This window comes from Raineyella sp. W15-4 (assembly GCF_033170155.1).
Lineage (GTDB): Bacteria > Actinomycetota > Actinomycetes > Propionibacteriales > Propionibacteriaceae > Raineyella.
Genome location: NZ_CP137079.1, coordinates 878,397 through 896,652 on the forward strand (window position 1 = coordinate 878,397; position 18,256 = coordinate 896,652).

General features: G+C 69.9%; 15 protein-coding genes. 7 read left to right on the forward strand and 8 right to left on the reverse strand.

Features of this window, described 5'->3' with window-relative positions; all coding sequences use genetic code 11:
- Positions 1-30 precede the first annotated feature (30 nt).
- The 3 genes from chvE to mmsB all read left to right on the forward strand — a co-directional run bounded on the left by chvE (position 31) and on the right by mmsB (position 4,271).
- Positions 31-1,122, forward strand: coding sequence for a multiple monosaccharide ABC transporter substrate-binding protein (gene chvE / locus R0145_RS04095; RefSeq protein ID WP_317839144.1), 1,092 nt, complete (start codon positions 31-33; stop codon positions 1,120-1,122).
- 79 nt (positions 1,123-1,201) lie between these two features.
- Positions 1,202-2,734 (forward strand): multiple monosaccharide ABC transporter ATP-binding protein, encoded by a 1,533-nt coding sequence (mmsA, locus tag R0145_RS04100; RefSeq protein WP_317839145.1) that lies wholly within the window; start codon positions 1,202-1,204, stop codon positions 2,732-2,734.
- Position 2,735: 1 nt separating this feature from the next.
- On the forward strand, positions 2,736-4,271 hold the full coding sequence (gene mmsB, locus R0145_RS04105) for a multiple monosaccharide ABC transporter permease (protein WP_317839146.1): 1,536 nt from the start codon (positions 2,736-2,738) through the stop codon (positions 4,269-4,271).
- Positions 4,272-4,366: 95 nt separating this feature from the next.
- Here the strand turns inward: mmsB and R0145_RS04110 are convergent, their stop codons facing one another.
- The 5 genes from R0145_RS04110 to R0145_RS04130 form a co-directional block, all read right to left on the reverse strand.
- Complete coding sequence (locus R0145_RS04110) at positions 4,367-5,608, reverse strand: aromatic acid/H+ symport family MFS transporter (RefSeq protein ID WP_317839147.1); 1,242 nt, start codon at positions 5,606-5,608, stop codon at positions 4,367-4,369.
- Positions 5,609-5,684: 76 nt separating this feature from the next.
- Positions 5,685-6,416, reverse strand: a complete 732-nt coding sequence (locus R0145_RS04115; protein WP_317839148.1) for a maleylpyruvate isomerase family mycothiol-dependent enzyme — start codon at positions 6,414-6,416, stop codon at positions 5,685-5,687.
- Positions 6,413-7,279, reverse strand: coding sequence for a fumarylacetoacetate hydrolase family protein (locus tag R0145_RS04120; RefSeq protein WP_317839149.1), 867 nt, complete (start codon positions 7,277-7,279; stop codon positions 6,413-6,415). Before R0145_RS04120 ends, R0145_RS04115 begins: the two co-directional genes overlap by 4 nt.
- Positions 7,276-8,394, reverse strand: a complete 1,119-nt coding sequence (locus tag R0145_RS04125; protein ID WP_317839150.1) for a cupin domain-containing protein — start codon at positions 8,392-8,394, stop codon at positions 7,276-7,278. Before R0145_RS04125 ends, R0145_RS04120 begins: the two co-directional genes overlap by 4 nt.
- 35 nt (positions 8,395-8,429) lie before the next feature.
- Complete coding sequence (locus tag R0145_RS04130) at positions 8,430-9,728, reverse strand: FAD-dependent monooxygenase (protein WP_317839151.1); 1,299 nt, start codon at positions 9,726-9,728, stop codon at positions 8,430-8,432.
- Positions 9,729-9,910: 182 nt separating this feature from the next.
- Here R0145_RS04130 and R0145_RS04135 point away from each other — a divergent pair, with 182 nt between their 5' ends.
- Positions 9,911-10,699 carry an IclR family transcriptional regulator gene (locus R0145_RS04135; protein WP_317839152.1) on the forward strand — a complete coding sequence of 263 codons (789 nt, stop codon included), beginning with the start codon at positions 9,911-9,913 and terminating at the stop codon, positions 10,697-10,699.
- Positions 10,700-10,752: 53 nt separating this feature from the next.
- Positions 10,753-11,835, forward strand: a complete 1,083-nt coding sequence (locus R0145_RS04140; RefSeq protein WP_317839153.1) for a PHP domain-containing protein — start codon at positions 10,753-10,755, stop codon at positions 11,833-11,835.
- A 54-nt stretch (positions 11,836-11,889) separates the two neighbouring features.
- Here the strand turns inward: R0145_RS04140 and R0145_RS04145 are convergent, their stop codons facing one another.
- Entirely contained in the window at positions 11,890-12,153 is a 264-nt protein-coding gene (locus R0145_RS04145; protein WP_317839154.1) for a helix-turn-helix transcriptional regulator, read from the reverse strand.
- A gap of 213 nt (positions 12,154-12,366) precedes the next feature.
- Here R0145_RS04145 and R0145_RS04150 point away from each other — a divergent pair, with 213 nt between their 5' ends.
- Positions 12,367-12,777 (forward strand): hypothetical protein, encoded by a 411-nt coding sequence (locus tag R0145_RS04150; RefSeq protein ID WP_317839155.1) that lies wholly within the window; start codon positions 12,367-12,369, stop codon positions 12,775-12,777.
- A gap of 72 nt (positions 12,778-12,849) precedes the next feature.
- Here the strand turns inward: R0145_RS04150 and R0145_RS04155 are convergent, their stop codons facing one another.
- Positions 12,850-13,638 carry an HAD-IIA family hydrolase gene (locus R0145_RS04155; RefSeq protein ID WP_317839156.1) on the reverse strand — a complete coding sequence of 263 codons (789 nt, stop codon included), beginning with the start codon at positions 13,636-13,638 and terminating at the stop codon, positions 12,850-12,852.
- A gap of 521 nt (positions 13,639-14,159) precedes the next feature.
- Positions 14,160-16,589, reverse strand: a complete 2,430-nt coding sequence (locus tag R0145_RS04160; protein ID WP_317839157.1) for an AAA family ATPase — start codon at positions 16,587-16,589, stop codon at positions 14,160-14,162.
- Positions 16,590-16,796: 207 nt separating this feature from the next.
- Here R0145_RS04160 and R0145_RS04165 point away from each other — a divergent pair, with 207 nt between their 5' ends.
- Complete coding sequence (locus R0145_RS04165; RefSeq protein WP_317839158.1) at positions 16,797-18,170, forward strand: glucose-6-phosphate dehydrogenase; 1,374 nt, start codon at positions 16,797-16,799, stop codon at positions 18,168-18,170.
- The last annotated feature ends 86 nt before the right edge of the window (positions 18,171-18,256 follow it).

The following is an 18,256-nucleotide window of genomic DNA, read 5'->3' on the forward strand; positions in this document are numbered from 1 at the left end:
CGGTGCGGCGACTGGGGAAAGTGAGCAATCATGCGCAAACTACTCGCGGTCATCCTCGCGGGCCTCCTGACCGTGGCGCTGGCCGCCTGTGGTCGGTCCGCCGGCAGCGCGGCTCCGGCCGGGTCGTCGGCGACGAAGGGGACGATCGGGGTGGCGATGCCCACCAAGACGTCCGAACGCTGGATCAAGGACGGTGACTACATCAAGAGCGCCCTGGAAGCGGCCGGCTACAAGGTCAACCTCCAGTACGCCAACGACGACATCCCGACCCAGGTGACCCAGGTCTCCGACATGGTGACCAAGAAGAACCAGCTGCTGGTGGTCGCCTCGATCGACGGTGTCGCGCTCAAGGGCGCCCTGAAGGACGCCAAGGACGCCGGCATCCCCGTCATCGCGTACGACCGACTGCTGCGGGAGACCGACGCGGTGAGCTACTACACCACCTTCGACAACTACAAGGTCGGTGTGCAGCAGGGGGAGTCGTTGCTCAAGGGCCTGGCGGCCAGCGGCGCCCCGAAGCCGTGGAACGTCGAGGTCTTCGCGGGCTCGCCCGACGACAACAACGCCACCTTCTTCTACAAGGGCGCGATGAGCGTCCTGCAGCCGAAGATCGACGCCGGTGAGATCAAGGTCCGTTCCGGTGAGACCGACTTCAACACCGTCGCCATCCTGCGGTGGGACGCCGGCACCGCCAAGAAGCGGATGGAGAACCTGCTCACCAAGTCCTACAGCTCGGCCGACGTCAACGGTGTGCTGTCCCCGTACGACGGCATCTCCCGCGGCATTATCGCCGCCCTCAAGGGCGCCGGCTATGGCTCCGGCGGCAAGACGCTGCCGGTCGTCACCGGCCAGGACGCCGAACTGGAGTCGGTGAAGAGCATCCTGGCCGGCGAGCAGTACTCGACCGTGTTCAAGGACACCCGCAAGCTGGCCGAGGCCACCGTGCAGATGATCCAGCAGGTCACCGGCAACCAGACGGTCACCACCAACGACACCTCCTCCTACAACAACGGGGTGAAGGTCGTCCCGACGATGCTGCTCGACCCGGTCCCGGTCGACAAGGCGAACGTCTCGCAGGTCCTGATCGACGCCAAGTACTACACGGCCGACCAGCTGAAGTAGCCCGGACCTCCGCGCCGCCGGGGGCAGCACCTCTGCCCCCGGAGAGCGTGGAACCGGTCGGTCCCACGAGGAAGGCATCATGACCGACACCCTGCTGTCCATGCGCGGCATCACGAAGACGTTCCCCGGGGTCAAGGCCCTGTCCGACGTCAATCTGGAGGTCCGTCGCGGCGAGATCCACAGCATCTGCGGCGAGAACGGCGCCGGCAAGTCCACTCTGATGAAGGTGTTGTCGGGGGTCCACCCGTATGGCACCTATACCGGACAGATCAGCTACGACGGCCAGGAGTGCCGTTTCCGCAACATCCGCGAGTCCGAGCAGGCCGGGATCGTCATCATCCACCAGGAACTCGCCCTGATCCCCGAACTCACCATCACCGAGAACATGTTCCTCGGCAACGAGCACGCCACTGCCGGCGTCATCGACTGGCAGGAGAACCGGGGCCGGGCCCTGAAGTATTTGCGGATGGTGGGCCTGGACGAGAACCCGGACACCCCGATCCGCAGCATCGGCGTCGGCAAGCAGCAGCTCGTCGAGATCGCGAAGGCGCTCGCCAAGGACGTCCGGCTGCTGATCCTCGACGAACCGACCGCCGCCCTCAACGACACCGACAGCCGCCACCTGCTCGAGCTGCTCAAGGGACTGCAGGCCGAGGGCATCACCAGCATCATGATCAGCCACAAGCTGAACGAGATCGAGCAGATCTCCGACTCGATCACCATCATCCGCGACGGCCAGACCATCGAGACCCTCGACGTCGCCGCCGGGGAGGTGAACGAGGACCGGATCATCCGCGGGATGGTCGGCCGCGACCTGCAGCACCGCTACCCACCGCACGAGCCCCGGGTCGGTGAGGTGCTGTTCGAGGTGACCGACTGGACCGTCGCGCACCCCGACGACCCACGCCGGCTGGTCGTCAAGCACGCCGGGCTGACCATCCGTCGCGGCGAGATCGTCGGGCTGGCCGGCCTGATGGGCGCGGGCCGCACCGAGTTCGCCCGCAGCCTGTTCGGCCAGAGCTACGGCCACAAGGTGTCCGGTGAGGCCCGGCTCGACGGCCGACTGCTGCGGCTGCGCACCGTCGAGGAGGCGATCGGCGACGGTCTGGCGTACGTCACCGAGGACCGCAAGACGCTCGGGCTCAACCTGCTCGACACCATCCGCCGCTCGATCCCGTCGGCGAAGCTGCGCAAGATCTCCCGGCGTGGCGTCGTCAACGCCAACCTCGAGATCAAGGCCGCCAACGAGTACCGCCGGTCACTGCGGATCAAGGCGCCCTCGATCGAGGAGGGCGTCGGCAAGCTGTCCGGCGGCAACCAGCAGAAGGTGGTGCTCGGCAAGTGGATCTTCACCGACCCGGAGATCCTCATCCTCGACGAACCCACCCGCGGCATCGACGTCGGGGCCAAGTACGAGATCTACGAGATCATCAACCGACTCGCCGACGCCGGCAAGGGCGTGCTGGTGATCTCCTCCGAGCTGCCCGAACTGCTCGGCATCTGCGACCGCATCTACACCCTCTCGGCGGGCGTGATCACCGCCGACCTCCCGCGTGAGAAGGCCGACCAGGAGACCCTCATGCGCTACATGACCCAGCGAAAGGCCGATTGACATGGCGCCGACAACGAAGCCGCCGACCGACAAGCCAGACCACGGCGCCGACCCCGGACCCGGCAGGACCTCCACCCTGCGGAAGGTCCGCGACGCCCTCGCCGGCGGCGGCCTGCGCCAGTACGGCATGATGATCGCGTTGGGCGCACTGGTACTGCTGTTCCAGTTCCTCACCGACGGTCTGTTCCTCCAGCCGCGCAACGTCACCAGCCTGCTGGTACAGAACGGCTACGTGCTCATCCTCGCCATCGGCATGGTGATGGTGATCATCGCCGGCCACATCGACCTGTCCGTCGGCTCGGTCTGCGCCTTCGTCGGCGCCACGGTGGCGATGAGCATGCACTCCTGGCACTTCCCCTGGCCCGCGGCGATCCTGCTGGGCCTGGCGATGGGCATCCTGGTCGGCATCTGGCAGGGCTTCTGGGTGGCGTACGTCGGCATCCCCGCCTTCATCGTCACCCTGGCCGGCATGCTGCTCTTCCGCGGCCTCGACCTGATGATCCTCAACGCCCAGTCGATCCCGGTGCCGGAGGCGTTCCAGAAGATCGCCAACGGCTACCTGCCCGAGGTGGGCCCGGACACCGGTTACCACAACATCACCCTGCTGCTGACCGTGCTGGCGATCGTCGCCCTGGTCTGGTTCGAGTTCCGCCGACGGGCCGACCTCAGGGAACACGACATGCCGTTGCCGTCGATGGTCGCCACCATCGTCAAGCTGGTGCTGCTGGGCGCGCTGATCCTGGTCTTCGGGCTGCTGCTGGCCTCCTACCGAGGCGTGCCGGTGGTCGGTCTGATCCTGCTCGCGCTGGTCATCGTCTACACCTTCATCACCCAGCGGACCGTCGCCGGGCGCCGGATCTACGCCGTGGGCGGCAACCGGCATGCCGCCGGGCTGTCCGGCGTCGACACCAAGAAGACCGACTTCCTGGTGATGGTCAACATGGGCTTCCTCGCCGCCATTGCCGGGATGGTCTTCACCGCCTACCTCAATGCGGCGAACCCGAAGGACGGCCAGAACTTCGAGCTGGATGCGATCGCTGCGGTCTTCATCGGCGGAGCGGCGGTTGCCGGCGGTGTCGGCACCGTGCTCGGGTCGATGATCGGCGGCCTGGTGATGGGCGTGCTCAACCTCGGCCTGGCCAACATGTCGGTCGACTCCAACTGGATCCAGATCATCAAGGGTCTGGTGCTGCTGGGCGCGGTCGCCTTCGACGTGATCAGCAAGATGCGTGGCAAGCCCAGTTTCATCGACATGGTGCTGCGGGCCGTGGGTGGCCGGAGTCGCGTTGTCGGCGTGGCCGAGGATGCCGCCGCGGTGGCCGGACCGACGGAGGCCTCCCGGGTGACGGCGTCGGCGGTGGCAGCGTCGGGGCAGGTCGGGTCGGTCACAGCGACCGAACCGGCCCCGGAGGGTGCGACCGCAGCAGCACCGGTCCTGGGCCACGACGGGCCGCGGAGCGGGCACCTCGACGCCACCGAGGCGACGGTCCGTGAACCGCAGCCCGTCGGCCGGAGTCGTCCGGCCGGGAGGAGGTGATCCGCCGCGACAGGAAGCGGTGTTATCACGGCAGGATGGCCGCCCGGAAGCCCGGGCGGCCATCGTGTTGCGCGGGCGTGAGGGCCGCAGACTGGTCAGTGCGCGACCAGCGAGGCCTCCCGGGCCGAGCGGTCCTTGTGGGTGACGCCGAACATCTTCCAGATCGCCACTAGCATGACCGCCGAGATGATCGCGCAGCCGCCGAACAACAGGTAGTTGGAGCCCACCCCCAGCCCTGCGGCCAGCAGCCAACCGCCGACCTGCGGTGCCGCGACGGCGCCGATCCGGCCGATACCCAGGCCCCAGCCGAGGGCTGTGCCGCGCAGCTCGTCCGGGAAGTAAGTGGCGATCGCCGCGATGATGAGGCACTGGGTGCCGTGGGTACCGACCCCAGCGAGGACGAGGATCAGGTAGACCGCGCCGACCGGTGGATGGGCGAGCAGGGCGAGGAGCGCCACCCCGGCCAGGGCCGCCGCGACCACCCCGGTCGGGACGGGGCCGTACCTGTCACCTGCCCAGGCGGTCACCACCGACCCAAGGATCGCGCCCAGGTTGAGGGCCAGGGTCAGCATGAGGGCGGCGCCGAGGTTGTACCCGGAGTCCTGCAGCAGATTCGGCAGCCAGGTGCCCAGGCCGTACCAAGCCATCAGCGTCACGATCGTCGCGACGGCGAACAGCACGGAGATGACCAGGTAGGGCGGCCGCAACAGGGCCTTGAAGCCTGCGGCGGTCTCGCTGTGGGCGTGCGGTGCTCCCTTGGCCGGGGCGTCGGACGGGAGGATCAGGATCGCGATCGGCACCAGGACGACCAGTGCGATCAGGGCCAGGGCGAACATCGGCCGCCAGCCCCACTGCGGAATCACCGGCATGCCGAGCAGTGCGGCGATCGAGCCGCCGAGCGGGACTCCCGACATCATCAGCGTCGCCACGCTGGCTCGCCAGCGGGGCGGGACCAGGTCGGCCGCCAGTGCGTTCGCGGTCGGCACCAGTCCGCCCAGGCCCAGTCCGGCGAGGAGACGCAGTGCTCCGAACATCCAGGCATTGGGTGCGACGGCACACAGCGCGGTGAAGATCGACAGGACGACCGCCGAGCCGATGATGGCGTTCTTGCGGCCGATGGTGTCGGACAGTCGACCGGCGACGAGCGCGCCGATCATCATGCCGAGGAACGCCAGCGAGCCGATCGTTCCGGCGGTGGCCGCGTCGAGGTGCCATTCGGCGCGCAGGGCCTTCTGAACGGTGCCGTAGACGATCAGGTCGTAGCCGTCGAAGATGACGAACAGCCAGGCGACGATGACGGGGGCCAGGCCCGACAGGCCGGCCGGGCGGGCGGTCATGGTCGTGGGGGAAGGGGAGGGGGATGACGCCGTTGTCACGAGTGGTCCTCTCTCAGGATTCGGGAACGGATGCCGGTCAGAACCAGCGGGGAATGGTGGGCAGGTCGGTGCTCGCGCCGGCCGGGCGACCGCCGACGGACAGCCCGTCGTCGCGGCGGCCGGTCAGCCAGCCGACCAGGTCGGCCATCGGACCGGAGACCACCGGGGCTCCCTCGGCGGAGCCGACCACGATCCGCTCGGGGCGGTCGGTCGGCGCCACGACGAGGTCGATCTGTTCGTCCCGTCGCGCCCAGCTCCGCAGCACGTCGGCGGCCAGTTCGTCGAGCAGGTCGGCCGGGACGTCGGCGTACGTGATGGCTTCGGTGGACAGATCGATGCCGTGTGCCCACACTTCGCGGGTCCGCATCCAGGCGGTCTCGCTCAGCGGGACCGTACGCCCCTGGATGGTGCGCACCTCATTGGCCCACTGCTCCTCGGTGACCCCGGTCCAATCGGCGTCGAGCTGTGCCTCGGCCTCGGTGAACAGGCCCCGCAGCTGCTGGGCCGGCAGGTCGGCGCCGGAGGCGATCTCCGCGTTGCGCTGGTCGAGCGAGCCGTACATCGGCGTCTCGACCCCGGTGCGCGCCCAGGTGACGAGCCGCGACAGGGCCTTGGCGTTGTAGCCGAGGTGGGCGATGACGTGCGCACGGGTCCAACCGGGCAGCAGGCTCGGCGCGGACAACTCCTCGTCGCTGAGCCCGGCGAGGGCCCCGGAGACGTACGCCGCGCCCTTCCGGGCCCAGTCGAGCTCGCGCTGCGGGGCGATCACTGCTCGGCTCCGGCGAGGGCCCCGGCGGAGATCCGGTCGACGGCCTCGGCGCGGGTGACATTGGTGAGCGCGCCGATGCCGTCGATGGCGACGGTCACCGTCTGGCCGGCGTGGAGGTACTCCCGCGGCTCGCGGGCGTGGCCCACGCCACCGGTGGTGCCGGTGATGATCACGTCGCCGGGCCGCAGCGGCAGGATCGTGGAGATGTAGCGGACCAGGAACACCGGGTCGTGCACCAGATCGTCGATCCGGCCACGCTGCTTCTCCACCCCGTCGACGGTGGTGGTGATCGCGGCGTCCGCCGGGACCTCGTCGACGGTGGCGAGCGCCGGGCCGAGCGGGGTGGCGTCCGCCCAGGTCTTGCCCTGGAGCCACTCCCGGGTGCGGAACTGCCAGTCCCGCATCGAGATGTCGTTGCAGATCGTGTAGCCGGCGATCGCCTGCTCGGCCTCCTCCGCCGTCGCGCGGCGTACGGTGGCGCCGATGACGATGCCGAGCTCGGCCTCCCAGTCGATCGCGTCCGACTCGGGCGGCAGGATGATGTCGTCGGTGGCGCCGATCAGGGTGTCGGCGAACTTCGCGAAGAGGGTGGGGTACTGCGGCAGGTCGCGCTTCATCTCGAGGATGTGCGAGCGGTAGTTCAGGCCGACGCAGAGGATCTTGCCCGGCCTGGTCACCACAGGAGCAAACTCGACGTCCGCGGCGGCGTGGCGCGGGCCGATGGCCTTGGCCTCGGCGGCTGCGAGGCCGCCGTCGCGCAGCAGGGCGCCGACGTCCGCCACGCCGGCCAGTTCGACGTATGCCTCGCCGTCGAGGAGGGCGGCGCGGGTGCCGTCGGCAGTACGGATGGTGGCGAGCTTCATCGGGTGGTCCCTTCGAGGTGCGTACGGTCGAGGTGGAGGCGCTCCATGATCGGGGCGTCGGAGAAGCGGAACAGGTCGAACGAGGTGTCGGCCTGCAGGGACCAGGAGACCCACGACGGGACGACGACCAGGTCACCGATGTCGAGCTGCTGCTCGGTGCCGTCGATGACGATCGAACCGCTGCCCTCGAACACCTGGAACACCGTCGAGCCGACCTCGCGGCGGGTCTGGGTGGCGGTGCCGGGGCGCAGCCGGTGGAACTCCGTACGGATCGTCGGCATCACGTCACCGCCGGTGGTCGGGTTGATGTAGCGGATCGCGGCGTGGCCGGGCTCGACGACGCCCGGGTGGCCCTCGTCCTCGAGCAGCAGCTGCTGGGTGAGCGCCCGGTCGGTGTACTCCCAGCGGTAGGCGCCGATCGGCGAGGCCACAGTGTCGTGGATACCGGACAGCGGACGTAGGCCGGGGTGGCACCACAGCCGCTCGTTGCGGGAGGACTTCGGGGTGGAGTAGTCGGTCAACTCATCGGGGCCGAACTCGAAGAAGGTGGTGTCGTTGGTCTGGGCGAACGGGATGTCCAAGCCGTCGATCCAGGCCATTGGCCGGTCGGTGACGTTGTGGTGGCCGTGCCAGCAGTAGCCCGGGGTGAGCAGCAGGTCGCCGCGGCTCATCCGGACCGGATCGCCGTTGACTACCGTCCACACCCCCTCGCCCTCGATCACGAAGCGGAAGGCGTTCTGCGAGTGACGGTGCTCGGGGGCGGTCTCGCCGGGGCCGAGGTACTGGATGGCGCACCACAGCGTGGGGGAGATGTACGGCTTGTTGCCCAGGCCGGGGTTGGCCAGGCCGATGGCGCGCCGTTCGCCACCACGCCCGACCGGCACGAGGGTGCCGGACGACTGGGCGAGCGGGTAGAGGGTGGACCACTTCCAGATGTGCGGGACCGACCTCGGTGTCGGGTGCATCGGCATCAGGTCGTCCAGCTGCGTCCACAGCGGCATCAGGTGGGCCTGGTCGAAGTCGCTGTAGAGCTGGCGCAGCCCGGCGGAGTCCTCCGGGGCCATGGCGTTCTCGACCTGGGTGTGATCCAGTTCGGCGTTCTCGAAGATGGTCATGTCGTCACTTCCTCGTGCTGTCGTGACCGCGGGGGTCAGGCGTGGGCGGGGATGCCGGGGGCGTCGGCAGCGGTGGTCGTCTGCTGATCGGAGCCGACGTCGTGCGCCGCGTCCGAGACCGCGATCTGGGCGCCGCCGTCGACCACCGGGCCGAAGAGCCAGTCGACGTAGTGGTAGTCGTAGCGGTCGATCTTGCGGAACGCCTCGTCGCGGACGAGCACGGCGCCGGCGGTGTCGACGTGCCAGATCTCGCCCCACCAGCGTGAGGTGGCCTGCACCCGTGAGCCGAGCGGCTGGCGCTCCTTGTCGTACGAGGCCAGTGCCGCGTCGACCTGCTCGTCTGTCCACACCTCGGCGTCGGCCAGCGACGCCAGCCGGGCAGCCAGGGCGGCACCGTCCAGCAGGGACTGGCCGGCGCCCTGGGCGAGGTACTGGAGGGTGGCATGGGCGGCGTCCCCCAACAGGGCCACCCGGCCGTATACGTACGTGTCGAGCGGCGGGCGGTCGGCCATCGGCCAGCCGCGGGCCATGCCCAGTTCGCGCGGAGCCCGGACCACCGACGGGTGCAAGCCGGCGTCGGGGCCGAAGCGCGCGAGCAGTTCCTCGGAGGTCCCCCAGGTGGTCTCGCCCCGCGCGTACGCCGGCGACCGGAAGACCGCGACCTGATTGAACTCGGTGGAGTCACGCAGTGGGTATTGGACCAGGTGCAGGCCCGGGCCGAACCAGACGGTGACGGACTCCAGGTCCAGCCGCGGATCCACCGCCGAGATGGGGATGGTCCCGCGATAGGCGACGTAGCCGGTGGGCTGGAGTTGGTCGTCCACGAAGTGCCGGCGTACCCGTGAGCGGGCGCCATCGGCGCCGACGAAGACCTGGCCCTGGTAGGTCCCGCCGTCCTCGGTCCGCACCACGACACCGGAACCGGTGTCCTCGAACCCGACGACCTTCTTGTCGTGGAGCAGGGTGACGTTGCCGGTGGCGCGGGCCGCCCGGACCAGGGCGTCGAGCAGGTCACCGCGGTGCATGACGAGATAGCGCGAGCCGTAACGCCGTTCGAGGTCGTCGCAGTCGAGCCAGTTGAGTTCTTCCCCGGTGACGCCGGATCGGAAGACCAGCCGTTTGGGGAAGACCGCCTGTCGGGCGATCTCCTCGACCACGCCCTCCTCGCGCAGCATGCGGGTGATGTTGGGGCCGAGTTGGAGACCGTAGCCGCCCTCGGCGAAGGCGGACTCGCGCTCGAGCAGGGTGACCGAGATGCCGCGGCGACCGAGCATGAGCGCGGCTCCGACGCCGCCGATGCCGCCGCCGGAGATGAGGACCTGGGACTTCGTCACGTCTTCCTCCTTGAAGAGTGGTTGAAGCTGATCCGATGGCCGGGTAGGTGACCTGTCGAGGCGGGTGCAGGGTCCGACCCGATGTGTGACCCATCCGGAAGATCGTGTGACCGTCGCCACGTGGATGGTGTGAGCATAGGAAGGTGCTTCCCGAGTGCGCAATGAATTGATAGCATTTTTCTGTGATACAGAAAGATCTGCGGAAGACCGACCCGTATCGGATTGACGCGGTCGATCGTGCCCTCGTGCTCCTGTCCTTGTTGTCGGAGCGCTCGCAGCTGTCGGTCACCGATGCGGCCCGAGAGCTCGGGGTGGCGCCGTCGACAGCACACCGACTGCTGACAACGATGGCCGGCCGCGGCTACGTCCGGCAGGGGGAGCACCGGCTCTACCACCCGGGCCCAGCATTGTTCGTGGCCGGTGGGGTGGAGCGGTCGGTGCCCCGGCTGACAGCCAGGCTGCATCACGTGCTGGAGTCTCTGCACGCCGAGGTCGGTGAGACGATTCACCTGCAGATGCTGGCCGGTGCGGACGCCCAATTCGTGGACGGCATCGAGGGCAGTCAGGGTCTCCGGGTCGGGCTGCGCAGCGGGCAGCGGATGCCGGCCTACGTCATGGCGGGGGGCAAGGCGATGCTGGCCGCGCTGCCGGACGCGGTGATCGCCTCATTGCACACCGGGGGACTGCGTCCCTGGGACTTCGCGCGGATCACCACACTCCAGGAACTCTGGGCGGAGATCGGCGAGATCCGGGAGCGGGGCTATGCCGTCAACCGTGGCGAGTCCGAGGTGGGGGTGGTGGCTCTCGGTGTCGCCGTGCTGATGGGGCCCGGGGATCCCATCGCGTCGATCACTGTCGCAATTCCGAGCCCGCGCTTCGAGGAATCCCGGGCGCCCATGCTGATCGGGCAACTCAGGAAGGCGCGTGATCTGGCCGTCCGGGCACTGCAGGAGCCGGGGCCGGGGCAGTAGGAACGGCGCCATGGGTGTGGTGTGCCTCACGTGGGTGATGGGAGACTGGGGACGTGGACACCGGGGAACTCGATCCGGCCACCGTGCTGCGCCGGATCGCCTATCTGCTAGAGCGCGCGTCCGCCGAGACGTACCGGGCGCGGGCCTTCCGCACCGCGGCGGACACCGCGGAGCGGCTCGGCATCGACGAACTGCGCCGGTGCGCCGCCATCGGCACGTTGACCGACCTAGCCGGCGTCGGGAAGCGTACGGCCGGCGTGATCACCGATGTCCTGGCGGGGCGCGTCCCGGACTACCTGGCCGGACTGGAACGCGATGCCGCCCGGCCGGTCGCGACCGGCGGGGAGACGATCCGGGCGGCCCTGCAGGGCGACCTGCACCTGCACTCGGACTGGTCGGACGGCGCCAGCCCGATCCAGGAGATGCTCACCGCGGCGGCCGAACTCGGGCATCGCTACCTGGCGCTCACCGACCATTCGCCACATCTCACCGTGGCGCACGGGCTCACCGCGGGCCGCCTCCGCGAGCAACTCGCGGTGATCGCCGAACTCGCCGCGGTCGGGGGCGATGCCGAGGACGGTGCCGGTGCCGGCGACAGGGGCGTACGGTCGCCCATCCGCCTGCTCACCGGCATCGAGGTCGACATCCTCGAGGACGGCGCCCTTGACCAGGATCCGGCGCTGCTCGACCGGCTGGACGTGGTGGTCGCCAGTGTGCACTCCAAGCTCCGGATGTCCAGTGCCCCGATGACCCGCCGGATGATCACCGCCCTCGCCGACCCGCACGTCGACATCCTCGGCCACGTCACCGGACGACTGATCACCGGTGACCGTGGCACCCGGCCGGAATCCGAGTTCGACGCCGGGCTGGTGTTCGAGGCCTGCGCGCACTTCGGCGTCGCCGTCGAGATCAACTGCCGGCCGGAGCGTCTCGACCCGCCGATGCGGCTGTTGCGGGAGGCGGTCGAGATCGGCTGCCTGTTCTCGATCGACACCGATGCGCACGCCCCCGGACAGTTGACCTGGCAACCGTACGGTTGCGCCCGGGCGCAGGAGGCCGGAGTGCCACTCGACCGCATCGTCAACACCTGGAGCGTGGCGGACCTGCTGGCCTGGACGCACCGTCGGGCGAGCTGAGGATCGCCGTTCGGGGGTCTTTTGGTGCGGCGTCGACCCGGATCCGCGATGCGGCTACTGTTTCGCCGGCCCGTCAGGTTCGAGGTGGTGGGCACAGAGCGGTGTCAGTAGTTCCCCGAGGGAGACGTCGAGGGCGTGGGCAAGGGCGTGAACCGTCTTCAGGTCAGGGACATGGTGGCCGTTCTCGACGTTGATGACCGAGCGGCGACTGAGGCCGGCATGTTCTGCCAGGTATTCGATCGTCCAGCCCTTTTCCAGACGCCGCCGCGCAACATCCAGACCGAGTGCCTGAAGGTTGGGTTCCGGGACGACGGGCATGCCCAACACGCTCGCCGAGTGCAATGGATTGCACAGTGCAAAGTGTTGCCCTAAGTGTGAAAAGTGTGGAATGGGTGCGCGTGTCAGGGCGCAGCGAGCGAATGGGGGACCGCCGATGGCGGCTGCGGGGAGCATGCCGGCGAGCTTGACCGGGCGTCTGGCTGGGGGACGGTTGCGGCTCTTGGGGGCGGCGTGGTTGACCCCGGTGTGTCGATGAAGATCCAGACCGACGTGGTTATGTGTCTTGTTGCGCTGTATGCGGACGAGCTGAGCAACGCGGAAAAAGTCGAGGTGGCGCTGGGGATCGCCCTGACGAGCTCCGCGGATCAGTTCGCTTGCGGAGCAGCCACGACCCCCGTTGACGACACCGCCGAGATCATCGATCGGTGTCTGTCCGGACCGAGCCTGCAGCCGATCACACCCCTGTTTCACAAGGTGGTGATCAACGCACAGAAGACAGCGGTCGCCGCCCTTCCCTTCGGGGTCGGCATGGGGGTCTCGTCCGCATTCAACTACGCGCTGACGGTCGCGGTCGGCGGCGTGGCCCGCAAGGTTCTCACCGACGTGGCCCGGCTCTCCCGCCCCATCGCACCGGCGGGTGAAGGCGGCCACTCCTGGCCCTGACCCAGGCTTCTCATCTCCGAAACCTGCTGCGGCCGTTTCATGCAGCCGGACCGAGATCCGCGAACCACGGTCTCAGGCACCCCACAGCCATCGCGGCAGATCGGCGAAGGAGTCGAGTACTACGTCCGGGGCCGGCCCGCCGTCCCGGAGCTGCGCTTCGCGGAACTTGCCGGTCCGCACCTGGATGCCGGTCAGCCCGGCCGCCATCGCCCCCCGGACGTCGGAGACCAGGTCGTCGCCGACCATCGCGACGCTCGCCGAGTCCAGTCCCAGGGCGGCCACGCCGGTCGCGAACATCGCCGAGGCCGGCTTGCCGATGACCACCGCCGCGGTGCCGGCGGCCCGTTCGAGACCGACGACGAACGCACCCGCGTCGAGCTCCAGGCCCGCGCTGGTCCTCCAGACCAGGTTGCGATGCAGGGCGACCAGCGCGGCCCCCTCGACCAGGCAGGCCAGCGCATGGTTGAGGGCGGCGTAGGTGAACTCGGGCCCCGCACCGCCCACCAGCACCACATCCACCTCGGTCGGCGGGGTGCCGAGCGGGACCAGCGTCAGACCGTCCAGGTCCGTGCCGAGGTCGCCCCGGTTCAGCAGCAGGCAACGTGCCCCGGGGTGGTGTTCCTGCACGTACGCCGCGGCCGCGGCCGCCACGGTGATCACCTCCTCGGTCTCCACCGGGAAGCCGGCCTCCTGCAGGGCCTCGGTGATCCCCTCTCGGGTGCGCGAGGTGGTGTTGGTGATCAGCCGCATCGGCACCCCGGTCTCCCGCAGCGCGGCGAAGGCCTCGACGGCCCCCGGGAGCGCCTGCCAGGAGACGATCAGCACGCCGTCGATGTCGAGGAGCAGTCCCTTCGTACGCATCTGGTCCTCCCTCTGCTTCGGTCGTGGGCACGCCTGCCGTGACATACTGCCGGTGAGGCCAGTATGTGCCTGTCGGGGTGCGGGAAGCGCCGAGGCCCGGGAGGCCGCTGTTCGAGAGAGGCCGGAGGGGCGACGGGCAGCCCGGACGTCCGCGGCCGTCTGACGCGGGGGGCTACACCGCCCACGGGTGGGTTTCGCCCGCGCGTTCGTGTCCGACTACCAGCACAAACGTATGGGCGAGACCTACCTGCGTGGCCCAACCGGGTCGCTACGGTCCGATGGCCAGACCGCTACGCCGGGGGCTGGTGGATCTCGAACGCCACCTCGGGATGCGCCGCCCGGAGTCGATCGGCCTGTCCGCGACCGGTCCACCGACCGTCGGTGCGTTCGCGGGCGGGGCGACCGGCGTCCCGGCGCCCCGGGCCCCCGCGACCGGCGCCCCGACGACTGCGTTGGTGGTGATCCCGGCCAGATGGCTCAGCGCCCACCGGGCAGACCGAACACCCGCGCCAGGGCGGGTCTCACCGCGTCCGTGTCACTGTGCGCCCGGTGTCCCTCGATCGCACCCAGGCGAAGAACTCCTCGGCGGAGAAGACGGGCTTGCCGTATTCCTTGGCCTTGCGGGCCTTGCCCGACTGGGTGCCGACCTCGGCCACGACCAGCGCGTCGCAGCGGGTCTTCGACACGTTCGCCGCCCAGCGCAGCCCCAGCGAGACCACCAGGGTCTCCAGCTCCGCCTTGCTGTACTCCACCCCGGCATCGCACACAGTGCCGGTGAAGCACAGCCGGGTCTGCGGCACCAGCACCGCCTCGATGCCCGGGTGATCCCCGGTGGTGCGGAGGCCGTCGAGCAGCGGCTGGCCGAGCAGCACCTCGACCTGGCGCAGCCGGTCGGTGAGAGCCGGCGGCAGGCCGGCCGAGTGTTCGGCGGCCTCCGCTAGCCGCCGCGCGACCGTACGCCCCAGCAGCGGGTCATCCCAGCCGACGCCCTCCACCCATGGGAAGGCCCGTACTTCGGCCGCGGTGGCACCGTCGAGGACGGCGGCGCTCAGCGCCCGGCCGGCGGTCAGCAGTGCCGACAGGACTGGGGTCTGGGCCGAGGAGGGGGCGGTGACCTGGGGGTCGCGGGTCAGCAGATAGCCCATCGCGTCGCTGTCGGTGTCGTCGTCGAGCCCGACGAACGGGCCGGCACTTGCGTCGGTGCAGCCGAGGCGCTGCTGGGCGGCCAGCGCGGCGCGGGCCCGTTCCAGCGCGCGGCCGCTCGCGAGCCCCCGCCGCTCGTCCGGTCGCAGTGACGTACGCGGCAGTTCGACGGCCAGCGGCAACGGGACGACGCGGCCCAGCCGCTTGAGCTCGAAGTCGATCAGCCCCAGCGTCAGGTCGGTGTCCAGCCCGACCGGGGTGGCCCCCTCGAGCAGCGGGCCGAGCACCGCCCAGGCCTGGCGCAGGGTCGGGGCCAGCAGCACGTCGGTGACCGAGATGCCGTACGCGGTGCGGGCGTCGTCGAGATCGCGCTGCGGATTGACCAGCGTGCTGATGCCGGTGCCGTCACTGAACGCGACACCGATCTCGACCGGGCGGGGCCGCGACATCCGGCCCTCCGAGCCGACGGTGAGCACGGCGACGGCGCAGTGCCGGTGCGACTCCGCCGGTGCGGTCGCCTCGCGCAGGAACCGCAGCACCCGCCGGTCGGTGCGCAGGTCCTTGGCGAGCACCGGCCGCTTGAGGACCAGTCCGTCCAGCGAGGTGCAGCGGCTCAGCGCGACGTACACCTGCCCATAGTCGAAGGCCCCGCCGGTCAGGTCGACGATCAGCCGGTCGATGGTCTGTCCCTGGCTCTTGTGGATGGTGATCGCCCAGGCCAGCCGGAAGGGCAGCTGCGTCCAGGTGCCGATCACCTCGTGGCTCAGCCGGCCCTCGACGATCGAGGGCCGGGTCGCTTCCCAGGTGTTCTCGGCGAAGGTCGCCGTCGATCCGTCGAGGAACTGCGCGGTGACCTCGAGGCCGTCGGTGTCGGTGGTCACGTCGAGGACCCGGCCCAGGGTGCCGTTCACCCATCGGTCGGCGGGGTCGTTGCTCAGCATCATGATCTGGGCCCCGGGCTTGAACCGGAGCACCTGGTCGGCCGGCGGGTCGAACGTCGCCAGGGCCCCCGTCGCCGTCGCCCGATGCACGATCTCCTCACCGGGGAGTTCCGCGAGCCGCTGCCGGTTGCGGGCGGTGACGATCGTGTTGGTCGGGGCCAGGGTCAGCCAGAACTCCCCGTCCGGCGCCCGGAACTCCGCATCGGTCCGCGCGTTGAGCTCCTCCCTGGCCTGCTCGACCAGGACGCCCTCGCGGATCGCGTTCAGGACGGACGTCATCCGCTGGTCGCCGCGCTGGCGGAAGATCCTGGTCAGCGCGACGGTCGGGAAGTCGTCCCGGCGGAACCGATCGGCGGAGAAGAAGTACGGCGTCGCGTACCGGGTGCGGAAGAACTCCGCCAGGGACGGCTCGACCACCGGTGGCAGTTGCAGCAGGTCGCCGACCAGCACCAGCTGCACCCCACCGAACGGCGTCCCCGGCCGCGGGCCGTAGCGCGCCAGGGCCGCCACCACCTTGTCGAAGAGGTCGGCGCGCACCATCGAGGCCTCGTCGATGATCAGCGTCTGCAGCGACCGCAGCGTCCGGGCGAAGCCGCCGGGGCGGTAGCCGCCGTCGCGGACGTCCTCCAGCGTGGTGGTCGGCCGGAAGCCGAACAGTCGGTGGATCGTGTAGCCGTCGACATTGAGGGCAGCGATGCCGGTGGGCGCTGCCACCAGGATCCGCCGCTCGGTGCCGGCCATGAAGTGCCGGATCAACGTCGACTTGCCGGTGCCGGCCTTCCCGGTGAGGAACAGATTGCCGCCGCCCTCGAGGATCGCCAGCGCCTGCCGGAACTCCTCGGTCAGGGTGATCTGTTCCGTGCCCACCGCTCGCCTCCTCCTTGATCCGCCGGCGGAACCTTGATCCGCCGGCGGAACCAACGTACGCCTCGGGCCGGAACCGACGTACGCCTCGGGCCAGGCTCCCGGCCGTCGACCGCACCAGCGCACCCGACCGCACCAGGCGGACCCGACTGCACGCGGGGGAGCCGAGGTCTTGCCCGGCGTTCGTCGACCCGCTCGTAGAGTGCTGTCATGTCCGATGCCGCTGCGCCCGTCACGCTCGTCATCCTCGGAGCCTCCGGGGACCTCACCCACCGCCTGCTGTTGCCGGGGCTGGGCACGCTGCTCAAGGCCGAACCGGACCTCCGGCTGACCCTGATCGGCGCCTCCGACCTCGACTGGCCGCAGGAGCGGTGGACCGAGCTCGTCTCCTCGGTGCTCCCGGCCGGCGGCTGCCCGACCGAGCGGGTCCACAAGCAGCTCGGCACCACCCGCTACGTACGCCTCGACGTCACCGACCCCGACCAGCTGCGCGCCTTCCTGTTCGAACTGACCGGCCAGATCGTGCTCTACTTCGCGCTGCCGCCGGCCGTGACGATGAAGGCCTGCGAGGCGCTGGCCCGGATCGACCTGCCGGACGGGATCCGGCTGGCGATCGAGAAGCCGTTCGGCACCGACCTGGCCAGCGCGCAGCGGTTCAACACGCTGCTGGCCCGGCTGGTCGGCGAGGACCAGATCTTCCGGGTCGACCACTTCCTCGGCAAGGAAACCGTCCTCAACCTGCTCGGCCTGCGCTTCGCCAACCGGGTGCTGGAGCCGACCTGGAACGCCGAGAACATCGAACGGGTCGAGATCATCGACGACGAGGCGCTCGCGCTGGAGGGCCGGGCCGGCTACTACGACCGCGCCGGCGCGCTGAAGGACATGATCCAGAGCCACCTGCTGCTGGTGATGGCGATGTTCGCGATGGAGGAGCCGGCCCGGCTGGACGCCGTCGAGCTGCGCGACCTGATGGTCCACACGCTGCGCTCCACCCACCTGTGGGGCGACGACCCGGTGGCCGCCTCCCGCCGGGCCCGCTACACCGCCGGCACCATCCAGGGCCGCACGATCCCCGCGTACGTTGCGGAGACCGGCGTCGACCCGGCCCGGGAGACCGAGACCCTGGCCGAGGTCACCGTCGAGATCCGCAACAGCAGGTGGGCCGGGGTGCCCATCCGGCTGCGCAGTGGCAAGGCTCTCGGCGACGGGGTGCGCGGCATCACCGTGGTGTACCGGTCGGTCGCCCACCAGCCGGAGGGGTTCCGCAACCTGGCGGCGTGCGACGTGCTGCGGATCGGGATGAGCCCGGAGACCCTCGAACTGGTCCTGGCGACCAACGCCGGAGGGGACCGTTGGGACCTGGAGCGGACCCGGCTGGCCGCCGAGCTCGGCGACAGCCCGCTGCGCCCGTACGGCCAGATCCTCAGCGGCATCATCCAGGGTGATCCGATGCTCTCCGTCCGCGGCGATGTCGCCGAGGAGTGCTGGCGGATCCTCACTCCCGTCGTCGAGGCGTGGTCGGACGGCCGGGTGCCGCTCGACGAGTACCACGCCGGGTCCAGCGGGCCGCTCTCCTGGCGCTGAGCCACTACCGTTCGTCAGCCGTTCTCAGCGCTGAGCCGCCGCCGCTCAGCGGCGTCGGGGGCCACACGGCGGCGCCGTGCGGCCGG